Consider the following 18931-nt stretch of genomic DNA (forward strand, 5'->3'; position numbering starts at 1 on the left):
GATACAGGGGAGAAGAGTGGAAGAGTATAGAGAAATTAGAAGGGAGAGTCAGTATGTCAGTGGATATCGGGATAGATTTAGGTACGGCCAGTGTGCTCGTATATGTAAAAGGGAAAGGAGTAGTGTTAAAAGAGCCGTCTGTAGTGGCATTTGACAGAGATACAAATGTAATTAAAGCAATTGGAGAAGAAGCGCGCCTGATGCTTGGAAGGACGCCGGGGAATATTGTTGCAGTTCGCCCGCTTCGCCAGGGAGTAATTTCAGATTATACTGTAACAGAAAAAATGATTAAATATTTTGTACAGAAATCCCTGGGAAAACGAACCTTTAAAAAGCCGCGGATCAGTATTTGTGTACCGAGTGGTGTGACAGAGGTAGAGAAAAAAGCAGTGGAAGAGGCTACTTTTGCGGCAGGAGCAAGAGAAGTACATTTGATTGAAGAGCCGGTTGCGGCTGCAATCGGGGCAGGGATAGACATCGCAAAGCCTTGCGGGAACATGATTGTAGACATCGGAGGAGGAACGGCAGACATTGCAGTGATTTCTCTGGGCGGTACGGTTGTCAATACTTCAATAAAGGTTGCAGGAGATGATTTCGACGAGGCGATTGTCAGATATATGCGGAAGAAACATAATCTTTTGATTGGCGAGCGAACAGCCGAAGATATAAAGATCAAAATTGGAACAACCTATCCCCTGGTGGAAGAGGAGACACTGGAAGTCAGGGGAAGAAATCTGGTGACAGGCTTGCCAAAGACGGTGACAGTAACTTCTTCTGAGACGGAGGAGGCACTGCGTGAGGCAACCGGTCAGATTGTAGAAGCAGTCATTTCTGTATTAGAGCAGACGCCGCCGGAATTATCAGCGGATATTCTGGACAGAGGCATTGTTTTAACTGGAGGGGGAGCGATGCTGCGTGGTTTGGAAGAATTAATAGAAGAAAAAACAGGGATTAATACAATGACAGCAGAAGATCCGATGAAGGTGGTAGCCATTGGAACCGGTCAGTTTGTTGAATTTATGAGCGGCAGAAAAGATTTTTAGATAGGAAAGAGCAGGGACGGGGGTGTGTAAAAGAGACACATCTCCGTTTTAGCTATATAGGGATGGAAGAAGGAGAAAAGAGTGGAAGTAGTTACTGGATATGTGGAGCATATTGTATTCCGCAACGAAGAAAATGGATATACCGTACTGAATCTGGAAAATGAAGATGGGGAAATAACCTGTGTGGGAGAATTTAATTTTATCAATGAGGGGGAACTGATGGAACTACATGGGGAATATGTCAACCACAGTGTTTACGGAAATCAGTTTAAAGTAGTTTCACATGAAGTAAAAGAGCCAGAGGACAAGGCATCCATTGAAAGATACTTAGGCTCCGGAGCTATAAAAGGAGTGGGCGCGGCTCTGGCAGCGCGGATTGTGGCAAAATTTCAGGAGGACACCTTCCGAATCATCGAACAGGAGCCGGAACGACTGGCGGAAGTAAAGGGAATCAGTGAAAGAAAAGCCAGAGAAATTGCAGAGCAGATAGAAGAAAAAAAGGACATGCGGCAGGCAATGATTTATCTCCAGAAATATGGTATATCGATTACACTGGCGGCAAAGATTTATCGGCATTATGGAGAAAAGATATACCATGTAATGGAAGAAAATCCATATCAGCTGGCAGATAATATAGAAGGAATTGGATTTAAAACGGCGGATGAGATTGCTTCTAGAATTGGGATTCATACAGATTCAGACTACCGGATTCGAAGCGGATTATTTTATACGTTACAGCAGGCAGTAGGGGAAGGGCATATCTATCTTCCGCAGGAAATACTGCTAAAAAGGGCGGGAGAGCTTCTGGAGGTAGAAATCAAAGATATCGAAAAATATGTGATGGATCTGTGCATAGAGCGCAAAACCGTGATGAAAGAAATTGAAGGAGAAATCTGTGTTTATCCCGCCCATTACTATTATATGGAACTAAATACGGCAAAAATGCTTCACGATTTAGATATAGACTGCAAAATGCCAGAGGACATGATGGAAAAGCGTTTGCAAAAGGTAGAAGAGGAGGAACAAATTTCTTTAGACAGGTTACAGCACAAGGCGGTAATTGAATCGATCAAGCATGGGCTTTTGGTCCTTACAGGAGGTCCGGGCACTGGAAAAACAACAACGATCAATACGATGATACAATTTTTTGAAAAGGAAGGAATGAGTATTCTGCTCGCAGCTCCCACCGGACGTGCAGCAAAAAGAATGACAGAGGCGACAGGATATGAGGCGCAGACAATCCATCGGCTGTTGGAAGTAAACGGAAATCCGGAGGAAGAAGGAAACATAGGCGGGTTTATGAGAAATAGGGAGAACCCATTGGAAGCAGACGTGATTATTATTGATGAAATGTCTATGGTGGATCTGCCGCTTATGCATGCCCTGTTATCTGCGGTGATCCCAGGAACGCGCCTCATACTTGTCGGTGATGTAAATCAGCTCCCGTCGGTTGGGCCTGGAAGTGTGCTCAAGGATATTATTTCTTCAAGACGTTTTCCGGTGGTAACCCTGACAAAAATATTCCGCCAGGCAGGTGAAAGTGATATTGTAGTAAACGCTCATAAAATCAATGCAGGCGAACCAGTCATACTGAATAATAAGAGCAGAGACTTTTTCTTTTTAAAAAGACAGGACGCAGATGTGATTATCAGTGTAGTACTTACCCTTATTCAAAAAAAACTTCCTAAATACGTGGATGCGCTTCCGACAGAAATTCAAGTAATGACACCGACAAGGAAGGGATTGCTTGGAGTTGAACGGCTGAATACGATTCTTCAAAAATATTTAAATCCAGAAGCGCCGCAGAAGGAAGAAAAAGAAATAAACGGCAGGATTTTTCGTGTGGGAGATAAAGTCATGCAGATAAAAAACAACTACCAGTTGGAATGGGAGGTCAGCACAAAGTTTGGACTTACGGTCGATAAAGGAATGGGTGTGTTTAATGGGGATATGGGGATTGTACAGGAAATTCATTTTTATGATGAGACATTGACAGTCGAATATGATGAAGGGCGGAAGGTCAAATATCCATTTGACATGCTGGATGAATTAGAGCTTGCTTATGCAATTACAGTGCATAAATCTCAGGGGAGTGAATATCCGGCGGTGATCCTTCCTCTCCTTTCAGGCCCGCGGCTTTTATATAACCGTAATCTTTTATATACAGCAGTGACAAGAGCGAAAAAATGTCTGACAATTGTAGGGAGTGATGCGACATTTCAAGAGATGATACAAAACAAAAACGAACAGGGAAGATATACAAGCCTGTCGGAGCGTATTTTAGAATTTTAGATTTATTATATCCGCCGGTGTGCCCGTTCTGCGGGAAAATTGAAAAAGAAGGAATCTGTCCGGGGTGCAGAAAAAAGATAAGATACATAGAAGAGCCGCGCTGTATGAAATGCGGAAAGCCTGTGGGAAAAGAGGAAACAGAGTTCTGCCGGGATTGCCGGAAGCACAGTTTAGCTTACACACAGGGAAAAAGCCTGTGGCTGCACAGAGAACCAGTAAGCCATGCAATTTATCAGTTTAAATATCACAACAAAAGGGTGTATGCGAAAGTTTTTGCGGAAGAGCTGGCTAAGCGGTATGGCAGACAGGTTTATAAATGGAAAATAGAAGAAATTCTTCCAATTCCTCTCCATCCCTCGAAGCAAAAAAAGAGAGGCTTTAACCAGGCCGAGTTATTGGGCAGAGAATTGGGAAAACAGACAGGAATTCCGGTCAATACAGAGGCATTATTCCGCGTAAAAAGGACAAAGCCGCAAAAAAAATTAGATGACAAGGAACGGGGCGAAAATATGCAAGGCGCATTCGGAGTGGCAAAAGCATGGAAGCCAAAGAACAATGTCCTGCTTATTGATGATATTTATACGACAGGAAACACCATACATACGGCGGCAAAAATACTGAAAAAGGCCGGAGTCCAAAATGTTTACTTTTTGACCATAAGCATTGGACAAGGGCTTTGAGTGTATGCTATACTAAAAATGATGTGTTAATATAAATAAGGGCGAAAATAGAGTGAATCATAGAAAGGTGTGCAAGGTACATATGTTGGACAAAAGCAGGATACGCCTGATGACAAGGGCGGCGATCTATGAAAAGAACCGGGCGGAAGAGGATCTGAAAATCAGCAGTTATTATAAAAAAGATTATGCAAGCCTGCATACATGGATTACTCTTGTATGGGTTACAATCGGGTATATCTGTGCAGCGGGGCTGGTGGTTTTTTGCTATTCAGACAGCTTGCTGGAGGATTTGAATTTTGCAAAGTTATTTGTCATAGCGGCTGTGGCGATCGGCGCTTACCTTGTTCTGATTGTCATATACGGCGTCTGTGCGAGTGGATTTTACAAGAAAAAACATAATCAGGCAAAGCAGAGAGTGAAGAAGTATTACAGGGATTTATCCCGTCTGGGAAAGATGTATATGAAGGAGAAAAAGTAGGGTATGAGTACATTACTGGTTTTAAGAGAACAGATGCAGCAGATATATGCGAAATATTCTATGTATATAATAAAAGCGCTGCAGTTTTTATTCGGAATACTTTTATTTGGAGCAATTAATGCGAATATCGGATTTATGAAGAGCGCTTCTTCCATCCTATGTACATTAGGGCTTGCAGCAGTTTGTGCTTTTCTGCCGCTTCTGATTACAGTGATTGCGGCGACCATTCTGGTTATCATACATCTATATGTCCTGTCTGTGCCGATTGCAGCTTTTACGGTGTTGATTTTCTTGATGATGTATATTTTTTATTTTCGTTTTACACCGAAAAATGCGTGGGTAGTCTTGATTGCTCTGCTGGCCTGTATTTATAAACTTCCTGTCATTGTTCCGGTGGCATTTGGACTTTTAGGAGGTCCGGTCTTTGTTGTGCCGGCAGTATGCGGAGTGATTGCCTATTACCTGGTGCATCTGGTAAAACTATCTTCTACAGCCTTACAGGGAGCAGATGCAGGGGGGATGATAAGCGGACTTATGACTTTTGCGAAACAGGCGATTGGCAATAAAGAAATGTGGACGATGGTGCTGGCAGTTGCAATTAGTTTTTTGGTTGTACATGCGATAAGGACCAGGGCAGTAGATCACGCATGGAAAATTGCTTCTGCAGCAGGGGCTGTCACTGCAGTTATCATTGGTATGGCCGGAAATCTTGCACTTGGACTGCATATTTCTTATATCATTTTGATTGGCAGCGGCGTTGCGGCGGTGTTGATAGGATTCGTGCTGGAATTTCTTTTCTTTTCTGTGGATTATTCTAGAACAGAGCATATACAATTTGAAGATGATGAATACTATTATTATGTAAAAGCAGTGCCGAAAGTAGGAGTGGCAGTGCCGGAGAAAAGCGTGAAGCATATAACAGAGCATCAGGGGCAGGAAACAGTCGCTATCGATCTGGAAGAAATACAGAATAAGGCAGAGGGTATGCCAAAGGGGATTAGAAAGAAACCTGTCCAGAGAAAAACAGCAGGAAACAGCAGAGAGGAAAGAGAGAAGTCTACAGATGAAATTCTCCTTACGAGAAGTTTGAGCAAGGAACTTGGCCTGGATAAAGAAAAACAGAAATAAGGCGGTGACATAGTGAGATTATGGCTTAGCGGATTTTTTAAAAACTATATAGACGGCTGGTATTTTCCGGATATACATGTGACAGACATCATTGAAATCCTCATTGTTGCTGTGATTGTATATGAAATTATGCTCTGGATTAAGAATACAAAGGCGTGGATGCTGCTTCGGGGAATTATTATACTTTTCCTGTTTATTTTGATTGCAGCTATTTTTCAGATGCATACAATCCTTTTTCTGGCCAGGGAGTCAATCAATGTACTTGCTGTGGCCGCAGTCGTGGTGTTCCAGCCGGAGCTTCGCCGCGCATTGGAAAAGCTGGGAGAAAAAAATCTGCTGAGTAATATCAATCCATTTGATAAAAATAAAGAGAACCAGAGATTTTCAGATGAGACGATTGACGGAATTGTTACGGCCTGCTTTGATATGGGCAGCGTATGCACAGGAGCGCTGATAGTTGTAGAGCAGGCTACGCGGCTTACAGAGTATGAAATGACCGGAATAGAATTAGATTGTAAAATTTCTTCTCAGGTTTTGCTGAATATTTTTGAACATAATACACCGCTTCACGATGGCGCAGTCATTGTACGCGGTGATAGAATTACCTCTGCAACATGTTATCTGCCGCTTTCAGATAATATGCAGATTAGCAAGGACCTGGGAACGCGGCACAGGGCGGCGCTGGGAATGAGCGAGGTATGCGATGCTCTGGTGATTGTCGTATCAGAAGAAACCGGAAAGGTTTCTGTTGCAATGGGAGGCTATCTGACAAGAGGCATAACAAGAGAATATCTGGCTGCAAGGCTGCACCAGATTCAGAATAGAAGTCCTGAATCTAAGAAATTTACTCTGTGGAAGAAAGGACGGCGGAAAGATGAAGAAGTATAGTTTGACACGTAATTTTGGACTGAAGATTATGGCATTTGTTTTCGCTGCCCTGCTCTGGCTGATCGTAGTAAATATTGACGATCCTGTATCAAAAGCAACGTTCTCTGATGTGGACGTGATGATTACGAATCCAGAGGTTGTGACAAACCAGGGGAAAGTATATCAGGTCTTAGATGAACAGAAGACGTCTGTGACAGTTTATGCAAAGCGTTCTGTGCTGGCTGACATTGCAAAAGAGGACATTGTTGCTACGGCGGATCTAAGCGCAATGGATACAAACACATATCTTGTCCCAATTTCTGTGAGTGTAAAAGGAGTTTCTGGGGGATATGAATCGGCAGAGGCAAACCCAGGGAATCTGAAGATTAAAATAGAAGGAAAGACAAAGAATACATTTCCGCTTACGGTCAGCGCTACGGGAACACCGCGGGACGGTTATATCGTCGGAGAGATGACAGTAAATCCGGAGAAGCTCTCTATCGGAGGCTCTGAATCTCAGATACAGCAGATCAGCAAGGCAGTCGCTAAAATTGACGTATCTGGACTTTCTAAGGATACGGAAGTAGAGGCAGAACTTATCTTGTATGATGTCAACGGAAATGCGATAGACCAGACACAACTGACGAATAACCTGGGAGAACAGGGAATTACGGTATATGTAGAAATGCTGGAAACGAAAACAGTACCGCTTGTATTTGGCGTTACAGGCAGTCCGGCGGAGGGGTACCTGTATGCAGGTCTGACTGCAGAGCCCGAAAGTATTCAAATATGCGGAGATAGAGAGACACTGGATGAAATTGAATCAATAGAAATACCAGACTCCGAGATAGACATCAGTGGGCTCCAGGAAAAAGAGGAAAGAACGGTTGATATTCTTCCATATCTTCCAGAAGGCGTCAGCCTGGCGGAAGAGACTGCAAATAATGTAGTTGTTACAATTCTGATAGAGCAGGAAGGAGTCAAGACAGTTGAGGTGCAGGCAGAATCAATCAAGGTCAGCAACCTTTCAGACAAGCTGAAGATCAGCTATGAGATTGGTGCGGAGATTTCCCTGCAGTTTACAGGAAAGGAAGAATTATTGGAGACATTGGATATTACCGAAGCGGTTTCTATTGATCTAAAAAAATACACAGACCCCGGTACATATGAAGTGCCGGTGACAGTAGATGTTCCGGAGGGGATAAGTTTAAAAGAGACCCCTGCAATCAAAGTTATATTAGAAGAAAAAGAAAGTTAGAATAGGAAAGGCGTATACAGGGATGGTTAGTGGAAAAGTAAAGATTAAGAATCCTACCGGTCTGCACTTAAGACCGGCGGGATTGTTCTGTAAAACAGCAATGCAGTTTGGATGTAAAATTGTCATCCGAAAAATAAATAAGTCGGAGGACGTAACTGCAAATGCGAAAAGCGTGCTGAGTGTATTAGGGGCATGCATAAAGAGTGGAGATGAGATCGAGATTTTATGTGAGGGAAAAGATGAAGAGGAAGCTCTGGAAGAGATGGTACGCATTGTAGAGGATGGTTTAGGTGAATAAAAACGGACAAGGATTACAGCGTGTCCGGAGAATAAAAGGAGAAAAAAGATGGGCAGAGCTACATTAGTGATTATGGCGGCGGGAATTGGCAGCCGTTTTGGCGGTGGGATTAAACAATTAGAACCAATTGGGCCCAATGGAGAAATCATTATGGATTATTCTATCTATGATGCATTGAATGCAGGCTTTGACAAGGTTGTGTTTGTTATCCGGAAAGACTTAGAGAAAGATTTCAAAGCGATCATCGGAGAAAGGATCGAAAAGATAACGGAAGTGGACTATGCTTATCAGGAAGTGACGGATATTCCAGATAGATATAAAGAACGCTTCGCCGGCCGGACAAAGCCATGGGGAACCGGACAAGCAATTCTTTGCTGCAGGGAAGTGGTAAATACGCCGTTTTTAGTGATAAATGCAGATGATTATTATGGAAAAGAGGCATTTGTGAAAGCGTATCGATATTTGACAACTCCGGCAGAAGCTGATAAAATACAGGCTTGTATGGTTAGCTTTGTACTGAAAAATACGCTCAGTGACAATGGCGGTGTGACAAGAGGCGTCTGCCATGTCAGAGAAGACGGATATCTGACAGATATAACAGAAACGAGTAATATTGAAAAAGACGGTGAAAGAGCTGTAATACGGACGGACAAGGAAGTTATTGAGCTGGATGCAAACCTTCCGGTGTCTATGAACATGTGGGGATTAACAGTAGATTTTTTTGATGTGTTGAAAACAGGGTTTTCTGACTTCTTAGACAATGTGGCGGAAGAAGATTTAAAGGCAGAGTATCTGCTTCCTACAATTGTAGGAGGCTTGTTAGCAGAAGAAAAGCTGGAAGTGAAAGTGCTAAAGTCTTATGATCAGTGGTTTGGAGTGACGTATAAGGAAGACAAGGAAACGGTTGTAAATGCAGTCAGAGAATTGATTGAGAAAGGCGCATATCCTTCCAGATTATTTGCCGAATAGTAAGAAATTGAATAGATGAAAAGGAATTTAAAATGGCAAAGCAAAAAAAGCAGGCAGGGAATACTGCACGAAGAAAAAGAAATACAGATAAATACGCACGACGTTCAAAGCGGAACAGGTTTGGAACATTTTGCATTGTTCTCCAGACAGTTGCCAGCATTGTATTGATGATAGTGCTTTACCTTCTAGGCATGCTTCCTATGAAATACCTGACATTAATAGCGGCATTTTTGTTTCTGCTGTGGTGTATTACTTTAAATTCCCAGGTGGCGCGTAAGAAGCGAGGGGTGCCGGGGAAAATATTCAGCCTCTTTATGACGCTGGTTCTGCTGACGGGCTCTTACTATGTAGCGCAGGCAAATGATATGATTGGAAAAATCACAAACGGCGGTTATAAGGTAGATAAGATGGTAGTGGCAGTCAGAGCAGATGATCCGGCAGAGGTGTTAGAGGATGCCGCTGATTATATTTTTGGCGTACAGTTTAATAAAGGCGCGGATAACATGCAGGCGGCAGTGACAGATATTCAGCAGGAATTAGGAACCGATGTAGTGACTGAGGAATATGATTCGATTCAGGAACAGGCGGTTGCATTGCGTGACGGAGAAGTGGATGCTATTGTATATAACCAGGCATATACAAGCCTAATGGAGGAAGCAGTGCCGGATTTTGAAGAAAGTGTAAAGGTAATCTATAGCCATGAAATTCGGATACAGTTAGAGTTCGGTGGGGCTTCAGACGACAGCATTACGAAAGAACCGTTTACAGTATATATCAGTGGAATTGACGTATATGGAGATGTATCAGAGACGAGCCGGAGTGACGTAAATATTATTGCAGTTGTAAATCCTGCGACATATCAGATATTGCTTGTAACAACTCCGAGAGACTATTACGTTCCGATTCCTGGAATTTCGGAAGGATTGCCGGATAAGCTGACACACGCGGGGATTTATGGTGTAGATGCATCTATGGAAACGTTAGGAACGTTGTATGAGACGGACATCAATTATTATGCAAGGCTGAACTTTACCTCCTTGATTGATATTGTAGATACGTTGGGCGGAATCGATGTTTATTCAGAGTATGCCTTCACTACGAGCCCAGATTCAGAATATGTCATGGATGTACAGCAGGGAATGAATCATTTTACTGGTGAGCAGGCACTTGCATTTTCAAGAGAACGGCAGAACCTGCCGGATGGAGATAACCAGAGAGGAAAGAACCAGCAGGCTGTTATTACAGCAATGCTGAAGAAATGCTTATCTCCAACGATGCTTTTGAAAGCAAATAGTATTATGAATCAGGTAAGCAAGGACGTAGAAACGAATATGTCTCAAAATCAGATTAACGCATTGATTAAACATCAATTAAATAAAAATCCAAAATGGACAATTCAGTCAGTGGCTGCACAAGGGTATAATAGTGAAGGATACTGCTATTCCAGCGGTTACGATACGCTTCTTTCCGTTGTAGAGCCGGATTATGAGCAAGTAGATGACATCATAGATTTGATCAATGTGGTGGAAGAAGAAGGCGGGACGCTTACAGAGGGAGAAGCACTGAATTAAAAAAAGCACAGGAAAGACTTTAGGAGTCTTTCTTGTGCTTTTTGCTGTATATTTTCTCGAAAAGACACAATATCTATACATTTTTTCTCTATATAATCGTTGTATAATTTTTAGAAATTTGGTATGATATTATAGTATGTAAAAAAGTTGTAATAATTTGTAACATTATTATCGGAGAGGATTATTATGAAAAATATATTTAGTCTAAAGACTTCAAGGACAAGAATGATTTTGCTCTTCATTGTAGATATTCTTACAATTATCTTTGATTCTTACTTTGCATTGATTATCCGGTTCAAGCTGGACAATGTGTATTATGGATGGGTGCCGGCAGAATATATGGCGAGCGTGAGGGCCTATGTAGCTGTCAATGTGATAACAACTCTTGTGATTTTCCTTGTTTTAAATCTTTATAATAGAGTTTGGTCTTATGCAAGTATGCATGAGGCAGGGCTGATTGTCGGAGCAAGCATGCTTTCGACAGCATTTCAGGCAATGGGAATGAGCTTTCTGTATTTAGCAGTACCGAGAAGCTTTCACATTTTTTATTTCTTTTTCCTGACAATGACAACGCTGGCTACAAGATTTTCTTATCGAATTTTACATGTCCTGAAAAGAGGATTAGTAAGAAGTGGAAAACGCCCTGTAAACACAATGGTAATCGGAGCCGGAGAGGCTGGGAATATTATTATCACTGAGATGAAAACCAGCAGACATCTAAATCGGAATGTAGTCTGTGTGATAGACGATAATCCTTCTAAGAAAGGAAAATATATCCGCGGCGTCCGTATAATGGGAGACAGGACAAAGATAAAAGAGCTTGCCAGGAAATATAATGTCGATGAAATTATATTGGCGATTCCATCGGCAAGTGCGAAAGACACAAGAGATATTTTGCGTATTTGTAATGAGACAGAGTGTAAATTAAAAGTACTGCCGGGAGTATATCAGTTAATTACAGAGGAAGTAAGCGTCTCGAAGCTGCGGGAGGTTTCCATTGAAGATCTGCTTGGAAGAGATACAATTAAAATTGATATAGACAGTATTTCTGGTTATGTTCGAAATAAAGTTGTGCTGGTAACAGGAGGCGGTGGCTCTATTGGCAGTGAGCTGTGCCGGCAGATAGCAGCTCATAATCCGAGAATGTTGATTATATTTGATATTTATGAGAACAATGCCTACGATATACAGCAGGAATTAAAGAAAAAGTATCCGGCGTTAAAGCTGGAGGTTTTGATTGGTTCTGTTAGAAATACAAAGCGGATTGAAAGTGTAATGGAGCTGTATCGTCCGGATGTGGTTTACCATGCAGCAGCTCATAAACATGTGCCGCTGATGGAGGACAGCCCGAATGAAGCGATCAAAAATAATGTGTTTGGAACCTACAAGACAGCAAGAGCAGCGGACAAGTATGGTGTAAAAAAGTTCGTGCTGATTTCAACAGATAAAGCGGTGAATCCTACGAATATTATGGGGGCATCTAAGCGGCTCTGCGAGATGATTATACAGACCTTTAGCAGGTATTCTCGTACAGAATTTGTAGCGGTACGATTTGGAAATGTTCTGGGCAGTAACGGGAGCGTTATTCCGTTGTTTAAAAAACAGATGGCAGCCGGAGGGCCGATTACGGTTACACATCCAGATATTATACGGTATTTTATGACAATACCAGAGGCAGTATCTTTGGTTTTACAGGCCGGCGCATTTGCCAAAGGTGGAGAAATTTTTGTCCTGGACATGGGAGAACCGGTAAAGATTGCAGACCTTGCAAAGAATCTGATTCGTCTTTCTGGGTATACTTTAGGAGTAGATATGGATATCGTCTATACGGGCTTAAGACCGGGCGAAAAGCTATATGAGGAAATTTTGACAAGAGAAGAGGGGCTTCAAAAAACCGCGAATAATCTGATTTATGTAGGTAAGCCTCTGGAGTTTAATGAAGTACACTTTTTGAGCGAATTAAAGCTTCTAGAGGAAGCAGCGTCAGAGGAACGCAGAGATGTAAAAGAGATTGTATCCAGAATCGTGCCGACATACCACATTAAACCAGAAGATAAAGAACGGGATGAGGAATCCTATCAAGAGCTTCTAAGTCTTGGAAAGGCAAGCCATGAAAAACCAGTGATGGAGGACAGATAAATGAAAAATATGCATATTGCGTTTTCCCCTCCGGATATTACAGAAGAGGAAATTGCGGAAGTAGCAGATACTTTAAGGAACGGTTGGATAACAACAGGACCTAAGACAAAGCTTTTTGAAAAGCAGATTGCACAGTATTGCCATACGAGCAGAGCAGTGTGTTTAAATTCAGCGACAGCATGCAGCGAAATGACATTGCGGGTACTTGGAATTGGACCAGGAGATGAGGTGATTACCAGCGCCTATACGTACACAGCATCTGCGAGTGTGATCCATCACGTGGGAGCAAAGATTGTCTTGGTGGATGTACAGCCGGATTCTTACGAAATGGATTATGAGAAGCTGGAAGCAGCAATTACGGAAAAGACAAAAGCAATTATTCCGGTTGACCTGGGAGGCGTTATCTGCGATTATGAAAGGATTTTTGAGATAGTAGAACGTAAAAAAGCACTATTTCATGGAGAGACTAAGCTGCAGAAAAAGATAGGACGTGTTGCGGTAGTCGCAGACAGTGCGCATGCGTTTGGCGCGGTGAAAAACGGGAGACACAGCGGAGAGTTTGCAGATTTTACAAGCTTTTCTTTCCATGCTGTAAAAAACCTGACAACTGCGGAGGGCGGAGCAGTTGTATGGAGAGATATAGAGGGTGTGGACAACGAAGAGATTTACAAGCAGTATATGCTTCTTTCTCTGCATGGTCAGTCAAAGGACGCGCTGGCAAAAACCCAGCTGGGAGCTTGGGAATATGATATTGCGGCACCCTATTTCAAATGCAATATGACAGATATTATGGCATCTCTTGGAATTGTACAGTTAAGAAGATATCCTGCGCTTCTAAAGAGAAGAAAAGAAATTATAGAGAGGTATAATGAAGGACTAAAAGGTTTGGATGTGAAAGTTCTTAAACATTTTGGAAAGAATTATGCATCCAGCGGACACTTGTATCTGGTAAGACTAAATGGGAAAAACAGGGAAGAGTGTAACCAGATTATAAAGAAAATGGCAGAGGCCGGAGTGGCAACGAATGTGCACTATAAACCGCTTCCTCTTTTGACTGCATATAAGAAGCTTGGGTTTGATATGAGACAGTACCCAAACGCATATGCAATGTTTGAAAATGAAATAACGCTGCCGCTTCATACGAAGCTGACGAATGAAGAAGTGAAGTATGTAATTGAAGTGTTTAAAAAATGTTTAAGCGAGGAATAAGAAAAACATGAGAAAATGGGAGAACCTTCCCGAGGATATGCAGGTGGAGGAAGTAAAAAAATACTATAACATACTGCAGAAACATAAAGGAAGTTTGCTTCTAAAACGGATATTTGATATAATAGCCGCAGGTCTGCTCCTTATTATATTATCTCCTATACTGCTTATTCTGTCTGTCTGGATAAAGGCAGACTCAAAAGGACCTGTATTTTTCAGACAGGTGAGAGTGACACAGTATGGAAAAACCTTTCGGATATTTAAGTTCCGCACAATGGTAAATCATGCGGATAAGATGGGGACTCAGGTGACGACAAAAGGAGATGCGCGGGTGACAAAGGCCGGAAAGGCACTGAGAGGATGCAGGCTGGACGAATTGCCGCAGCTTCTGAATATTTTGACGGGAGATATGACCTTTGTGGGTACCAGGCCAGAGGTAGAAAAGTATGTTGTCCACTATACAAATGAAATGAAAGCGACGCTTCTTCTTCCGGCAGGGGTGACCTCTCTGGCGAGCATTGAATATAAAGATGAAGAACGTCTGCTGGAATCGGCAGATAATGCAGATCAGGTATATATAGAAACTATATTGCCGGAAAAAATGGCGTATAATCTGAGAGCAATCGAAAAATTCAGTTTCTGGCAGGATATAAAGACAATGATCGCCACAGTAGTGGCGGTGATGAAGTAACAGGTAATGAAGGAGAAACCTCGATGAACATATGGATTGTTAATCACTATGCAATACCACCGAGTATGGGAGGGTTAGTAAGACATTATTATTTTTCCAAATATCTTCAAAAAAAAGGACATACTGTGAAGATTTTTACTTCCAGTAAAATCCACAATACAGATATTAACATGATTAAAGATAAATCCCTTTACAGAGAAGAAATGGAAGATGGGGTGGAGTATACCTTCGTGCGCAGCAGAGACTATAAGGGAAACGGGCTGGATAGAATCATTAATATGATGGATCTTCCATTTAAAACATGGAAAACAATGAAGCTGTTTTATAAGAAACAGAAGCCGGATGTGATTTATACATCTTCACCGGATTTGTTTGTGGCGTATTTTGCATTGCTTTTCGGAAGAAAACATAAGATCCCGGTAGTGGTGGAAGTGAGGGATTTGTGGCCTAAATCAGTGGTTGAGTATAATAAATTATCGGAATATAATCCCATAATTTTGATTTTATATCAGTTGGAAAAATGGATATATAAGAAAGCAGATAAATTGATTTTTACCATGGAGGGATGGAAAAATTATTTTACTGAAAGAGGATTACTATCTGAAATAGATCTTAAAAAGGTGAATTATATAAATAATGGTGTGGATATAGAGGAGTTTGAAAGGAATAAGAAAACATTTAAATATTTAGACTTAGATTTGGATGATAAAAGTAAATTTAAGTTTGTTTATATGGGGTCGATCAGACTGGCTAATAATTTGCAAAGTTTAATAGAGGCTGCAAAAGTAATTAAAGAAAAAGGAATTGCGAATTTACAAATTTTAGTATTTGGAGACGGGACAGAGAAAGAAGCATTAGAACAGGAAAGTAAGCGCTGTGGACTTAATATAGTATTTAAAGGAAAGGTTGAAAAAAAATATATACCTTATATACTTTCTAAATCAGATGTCAATTTGGTTAATGTAAAATCAACCAATATAAAAAATTATGGATGTAGCTGGAATAAATTATTTGAATATATGGCTAGTGGTAAACCGGTATTATCTAATGTATATATGCAATACGATTTAATTAGTAGATTTAACATAGGAATTGCAAAAGAGTTTCAAAGCGCCGAAGAATATGCAAAGGTTATGATAGAGTTTAGTAATTTGGATACAAATATATATGCTGAAATGTGTAATAATGCAAAAGCAGTGGCTCAAAAATTTGACTATAAATACTTGACAGAGAAAATAGAGCATGTATTATATTCGGCTGTTAGCAATTAGGAGGAAGTAAATGAAAAAAGTGAATGTACTTCTTACATCTGTTGGGGGTTCTACGGGGGTATTTTTATCGAAAAGTCTTAGAAAGTATAGAAATTTAAGGTTGATAGGGGTTGATATGTCAGAGTTAGTTGCTTCTAAAATCTGGCTAGACAGTTTCTATACTGTACCAGCAGTAAATGATGTAAAATATTTTGAAAAGATAAATAAAATTATTGAGCTAGAAAAGGTAGATGTTATTATTCCGATAACTTCATATGATATGAATACTTTTTGTGAAGAAGAAGAAAAGATAGGTAGATATAAAGATAAGTTGCTTATTATGGACAATAAAACCCACAAATTATTACATAATAAAGAGACGTGTTATCAATATTTAAATAAAATAGGGATCGCGGTTCCAATTATTGTGGAGGCACCAAAAGTATATCCAGTAGTTTTGAAAGCAAAAGAAGACACCGGAAGTAAAAAAACATTTATAATAAAAAATCAAGATGAATTTGAATATTATAGTAGAAAAGTAGAAAACACAATTGTAGTAGAATATTTAGAAGGAACAGAATATACGGTAGATTGTTTATTTGATAGGGAGGGGGAATGTATTGGATATAATATACGAGAACGAAAGAAAATGAATGGGGGAGGAGCTGTTATTAGTATAAACAGGGAGATAGATGGTGTAAAAAAAATTATTGAAAAGTTAGAATCTACAGGGCGTATAAAGGGACCTGTAAATTTTCAGTTTAAAATAGATAATGAAAAAAATATTAAAATCTTTGATTTTAATACACGTTTTGCATCTGGAGGATTACCTGTAACTGTAGCAAGTGGGTTTGATATACCTTATCTACTGGTACGATTAATTTTAGGGGAAAAAATAACAAAATGGAGAAGAGATGAAAAGAATATAGGTTTAACTATGATAAGATATTTTGAAGAGGTTTATGTTCATGCAGAATAGGACAGTTTACGTTGACTTTGATGGAACTATTGTAGATGTTTTCCCACGATATTTTAAAATTATACAGGAGTATATGCTTAATAATTTTAATCTTCGACTGCCTTATGGGATATTTGTGAATAGAAAACGGACGGGGAAGAAAGAACATGAAATTATCAGAGAGCTTTGCCAAAGGGATATAGATATTGAAGATTATGTGATGTTTAAAAGAGAGAGACTAGAAAACAAGGAATATTTAAAAGAAGACAGAATTATAGATAATCCTAAATTGGCATATGAAAAGTTGAAAAAAGAAGGGTATCATGTAAAATTACTTTCTCAAAGAAGAAATGCAGAGAATCTTAGATGGGAAATAGGGTATTTAAATATAAAGAATTGTTTTGACAGTATTACTGTAGTAGAACCGACTTCCAATAATGCTAAGTTAGAATATTTAAAAAATATTGTTAATAAGGATGATATCATTATAGGAGATAGCCCTTTAGATATGGAATGCGCTGAAGAATTAAATATCAAAGGGTATTTTGTAGAGAGTGGACTGTATAATTCTGATGTTTTTTCATGTGAAATAAGAAAGGCAGCGGACTATAATGCAGTAGTTTCAAAATATATAGTTATTAAAGAGAAAAAATTTTGAGAAAGAATTATAGGAGGGATGGTATAAAATAGTGCTTGTATATTTTTGAGTTTGTGTATGGCTTATAAAGCTAATATCATAAAAATGTAATAGTAAAAAAGTGTGTGATAAGGAAGGAAAGATTATGAAAGAAAGATTACTTAATAAAATCAAAGAGAGAAAAATAACAGTAGGAGTAGTAGGATTAGGATATGTTGGATTACCGCTTGCTGTAGAGAAAGCAAAAGCAGGTTTTAAAACAATTGGGTTTGATGTACAAACGGAAAAAGTAAATCTTGTTAATAAGGGGCACAATTATATAGGAGATGTTGTAGATAGTGATTTAAAGGAATTAGTTAAAAGCGGTATGTTACAGGCAACTACTGACTTTAGCTTTGTTAAAGATGTAGAGTTTATTGCTATTTGTGTTCCGACTCCTTTAGATAAACATCAGCAACCAGATATTAGCTATGTGAAGGCATCAGCAGAGGAAATCTCACAATACTTAACTAAGGAAACGATGGTAGTATTGGAATCTACTACTTATCCAGGTACTACAGAAGAATTAATTAAACCAATTTTAGAAAAAGGTTCGGGGCTAAAGTGTGGGGAAGACTTTTATTTAGGATTTTCACCAGAACGTGTAGATCCAGGAAATTTAATTTATAAAACAAAAAATACACCTAAAGTAGTTGGGGCAATAGGAAAAGATGCTACAGAGGTAATTGCAGCTATGTACCGTGCAGTACTGGATGGAGAAGTATATGAGGTGTCTTCACCAGCAATTGCCGAAATGGAAAAAATTTTAGAAAATACGTATAGAAATATTAATATAGGGCTTATTAATGAACTGACGATGTTATGTAAAGAAATGGGAATTAGTATGTGGGAAGTGATTGACGCTGCGAAAACAAAGCCATATGGATTCCAGGCGTTTTATCCAGGACCGGGCCTTGGAGGTCATTGTATTCCGCTTGATCCTTATTATTTAAGTTGGAAAGCTAGGGAATATGGTTTTCATACTTCTATGATTGAAAGTTCTATGATGATTAATGACAAGATGCCAGAATATTGTGTAGAAAGAGCGAGCAAGCTGCTTAATTCTTATGCTAAGGCCATGAACGGAGCAAAAGTGCTTGTGCTTGGGGTAGCATATAAGCAGGATATTGATGATTACAGAGAAAGTCCAGCTCTTAAAGTGATTGAAATTCTAAAAAGAGAAAAGGCAAAGGTAGACTTTTACGATCCATGGATAAAAGAGTATAAATATTTAGGAGAAAAGCATAGAGGTATAGAAAAGCTGACTCCAGAAATAGTAGCGGCATATGATTTGATAATGATTACAACGGCTCATAGCAATGTAAATTATGATATGATTCAAAGAAATGCAAAAGCGATTTTTGATACAAAGAATGTAATGAAAAATATAGATGATAGAGATAACATAGAAATTTTATAGGAGATGG

Annotated in this window: 17 protein-coding genes; all 17 read left to right on the top strand. The window is 39.8% G+C overall.

Annotated features, from left to right (window positions below; genetic code table 11):
- Positions 1–53: 53 nt before the first annotated feature.
- The 17 genes from mreB (at position 54) to H8S37_RS01040 (ending at position 18924) form a co-directional block, all read left to right on the top strand.
- Positions 54–1043, top strand: coding sequence for a rod shape-determining protein (mreB, locus tag H8S37_RS00960; RefSeq protein WP_186874193.1), 990 nt, complete (start codon positions 54–56; stop codon positions 1041–1043).
- Positions 1044–1124: 81 nt separating this feature from the next.
- A complete protein-coding gene (recD2, locus tag H8S37_RS00965; RefSeq protein WP_186874194.1) occupies positions 1125–3335 on the top strand; it encodes an SF1B family DNA helicase RecD2 in 2211 nt (736 codons plus the stop codon).
- A gap of 53 nt (positions 3336–3388) precedes the next feature.
- Positions 3389–4015 carry a ComF family protein gene (locus H8S37_RS00970; RefSeq protein WP_334298549.1) on the top strand — a complete coding sequence of 209 codons (627 nt, stop codon included), beginning with the start codon at positions 3389–3391 and terminating at the stop codon, positions 4013–4015.
- 82 nt (positions 4016–4097) lie between these two features.
- Positions 4098–4493, top strand: coding sequence for a hypothetical protein (locus H8S37_RS00975; protein WP_186875720.1), 396 nt, complete (start codon positions 4098–4100; stop codon positions 4491–4493).
- Between the two features lie 3 nt (positions 4494–4496).
- The gene (locus tag H8S37_RS00980; RefSeq protein ID WP_186874196.1) at positions 4497–5621 is read left to right on the top strand and encodes a hypothetical protein; all 1125 of its coding nucleotides are present in this window, start codon (positions 4497–4499) and stop codon (positions 5619–5621) included.
- Positions 5622–5633: 12 nt separating this feature from the next.
- Positions 5634–6509, top strand: coding sequence for a diadenylate cyclase CdaA (gene cdaA, locus H8S37_RS00985; protein ID WP_186874197.1), 876 nt, complete (start codon positions 5634–5636; stop codon positions 6507–6509).
- Positions 6496–7746: a CdaR family protein gene (locus tag H8S37_RS00990; protein WP_186874198.1), complete on the top strand. Its 1251-nt coding sequence runs from the start codon at positions 6496–6498 to the stop codon at positions 7744–7746. Before cdaA ends, H8S37_RS00990 begins: the two co-directional genes overlap by 14 nt.
- Before the next feature lie 22 nt (positions 7747–7768).
- Positions 7769–8044 carry an HPr family phosphocarrier protein gene (locus H8S37_RS00995; RefSeq protein WP_186874199.1) on the top strand — a complete coding sequence of 92 codons (276 nt, stop codon included), beginning with the start codon at positions 7769–7771 and terminating at the stop codon, positions 8042–8044.
- 48 nt (positions 8045–8092) lie between these two features.
- Positions 8093–9013, top strand: coding sequence for a sugar phosphate nucleotidyltransferase (locus tag H8S37_RS01000; RefSeq protein ID WP_186874200.1), 921 nt, complete (start codon positions 8093–8095; stop codon positions 9011–9013).
- A gap of 32 nt (positions 9014–9045) precedes the next feature.
- Positions 9046–10584, top strand: coding sequence for an LCP family protein (locus tag H8S37_RS01005; protein ID WP_186874201.1), 1539 nt, complete (start codon positions 9046–9048; stop codon positions 10582–10584).
- 186 nt (positions 10585–10770) lie between these two features.
- Positions 10771–12723, top strand: coding sequence for a polysaccharide biosynthesis protein (locus tag H8S37_RS01010; protein ID WP_186874202.1), 1953 nt, complete (start codon positions 10771–10773; stop codon positions 12721–12723).
- Between the two features lie 9 nt (positions 12724–12732).
- Positions 12733–13932 (top strand): DegT/DnrJ/EryC1/StrS family aminotransferase, encoded by a 1200-nt coding sequence (locus tag H8S37_RS01015; RefSeq protein WP_186875721.1) that lies wholly within the window; start codon positions 12733–12735, stop codon positions 13930–13932.
- 7 nt (positions 13933–13939) lie between these two features.
- Positions 13940–14620: a sugar transferase gene (locus H8S37_RS01020; protein WP_186874203.1), complete on the top strand. Its 681-nt coding sequence runs from the start codon at positions 13940–13942 to the stop codon at positions 14618–14620.
- Between the two features lie 23 nt (positions 14621–14643).
- The gene (locus H8S37_RS01025; RefSeq protein WP_186874204.1) at positions 14644–15891 is read left to right on the top strand and encodes a glycosyltransferase family 4 protein; all 1248 of its coding nucleotides are present in this window, start codon (positions 14644–14646) and stop codon (positions 15889–15891) included.
- A gap of 10 nt (positions 15892–15901) precedes the next feature.
- Entirely contained in the window at positions 15902–16849 is a 948-nt protein-coding gene (locus H8S37_RS01030; RefSeq protein ID WP_186874205.1) for an ATP-grasp domain-containing protein, read from the top strand.
- Entirely contained in the window at positions 16839–17486 is a 648-nt protein-coding gene (locus tag H8S37_RS01035; RefSeq protein ID WP_186874206.1) for an HAD family hydrolase, read from the top strand. The genes H8S37_RS01030 and H8S37_RS01035 overlap by 11 nt, the downstream gene beginning before the upstream one ends.
- A 124-nt stretch (positions 17487–17610) precedes the next feature.
- Positions 17611–18924 (top strand): nucleotide sugar dehydrogenase, encoded by a 1314-nt coding sequence (locus H8S37_RS01040; RefSeq protein WP_186874207.1) that lies wholly within the window; start codon positions 17611–17613, stop codon positions 18922–18924.
- Positions 18925–18931: the final 7 nt, after the last annotated feature.

The organism is Mediterraneibacter hominis (assembly GCF_014287475.1).
GTDB classification, from domain to species: domain Bacteria; phylum Bacillota; class Clostridia; order Lachnospirales; family Lachnospiraceae; genus Mediterraneibacter; species Mediterraneibacter hominis.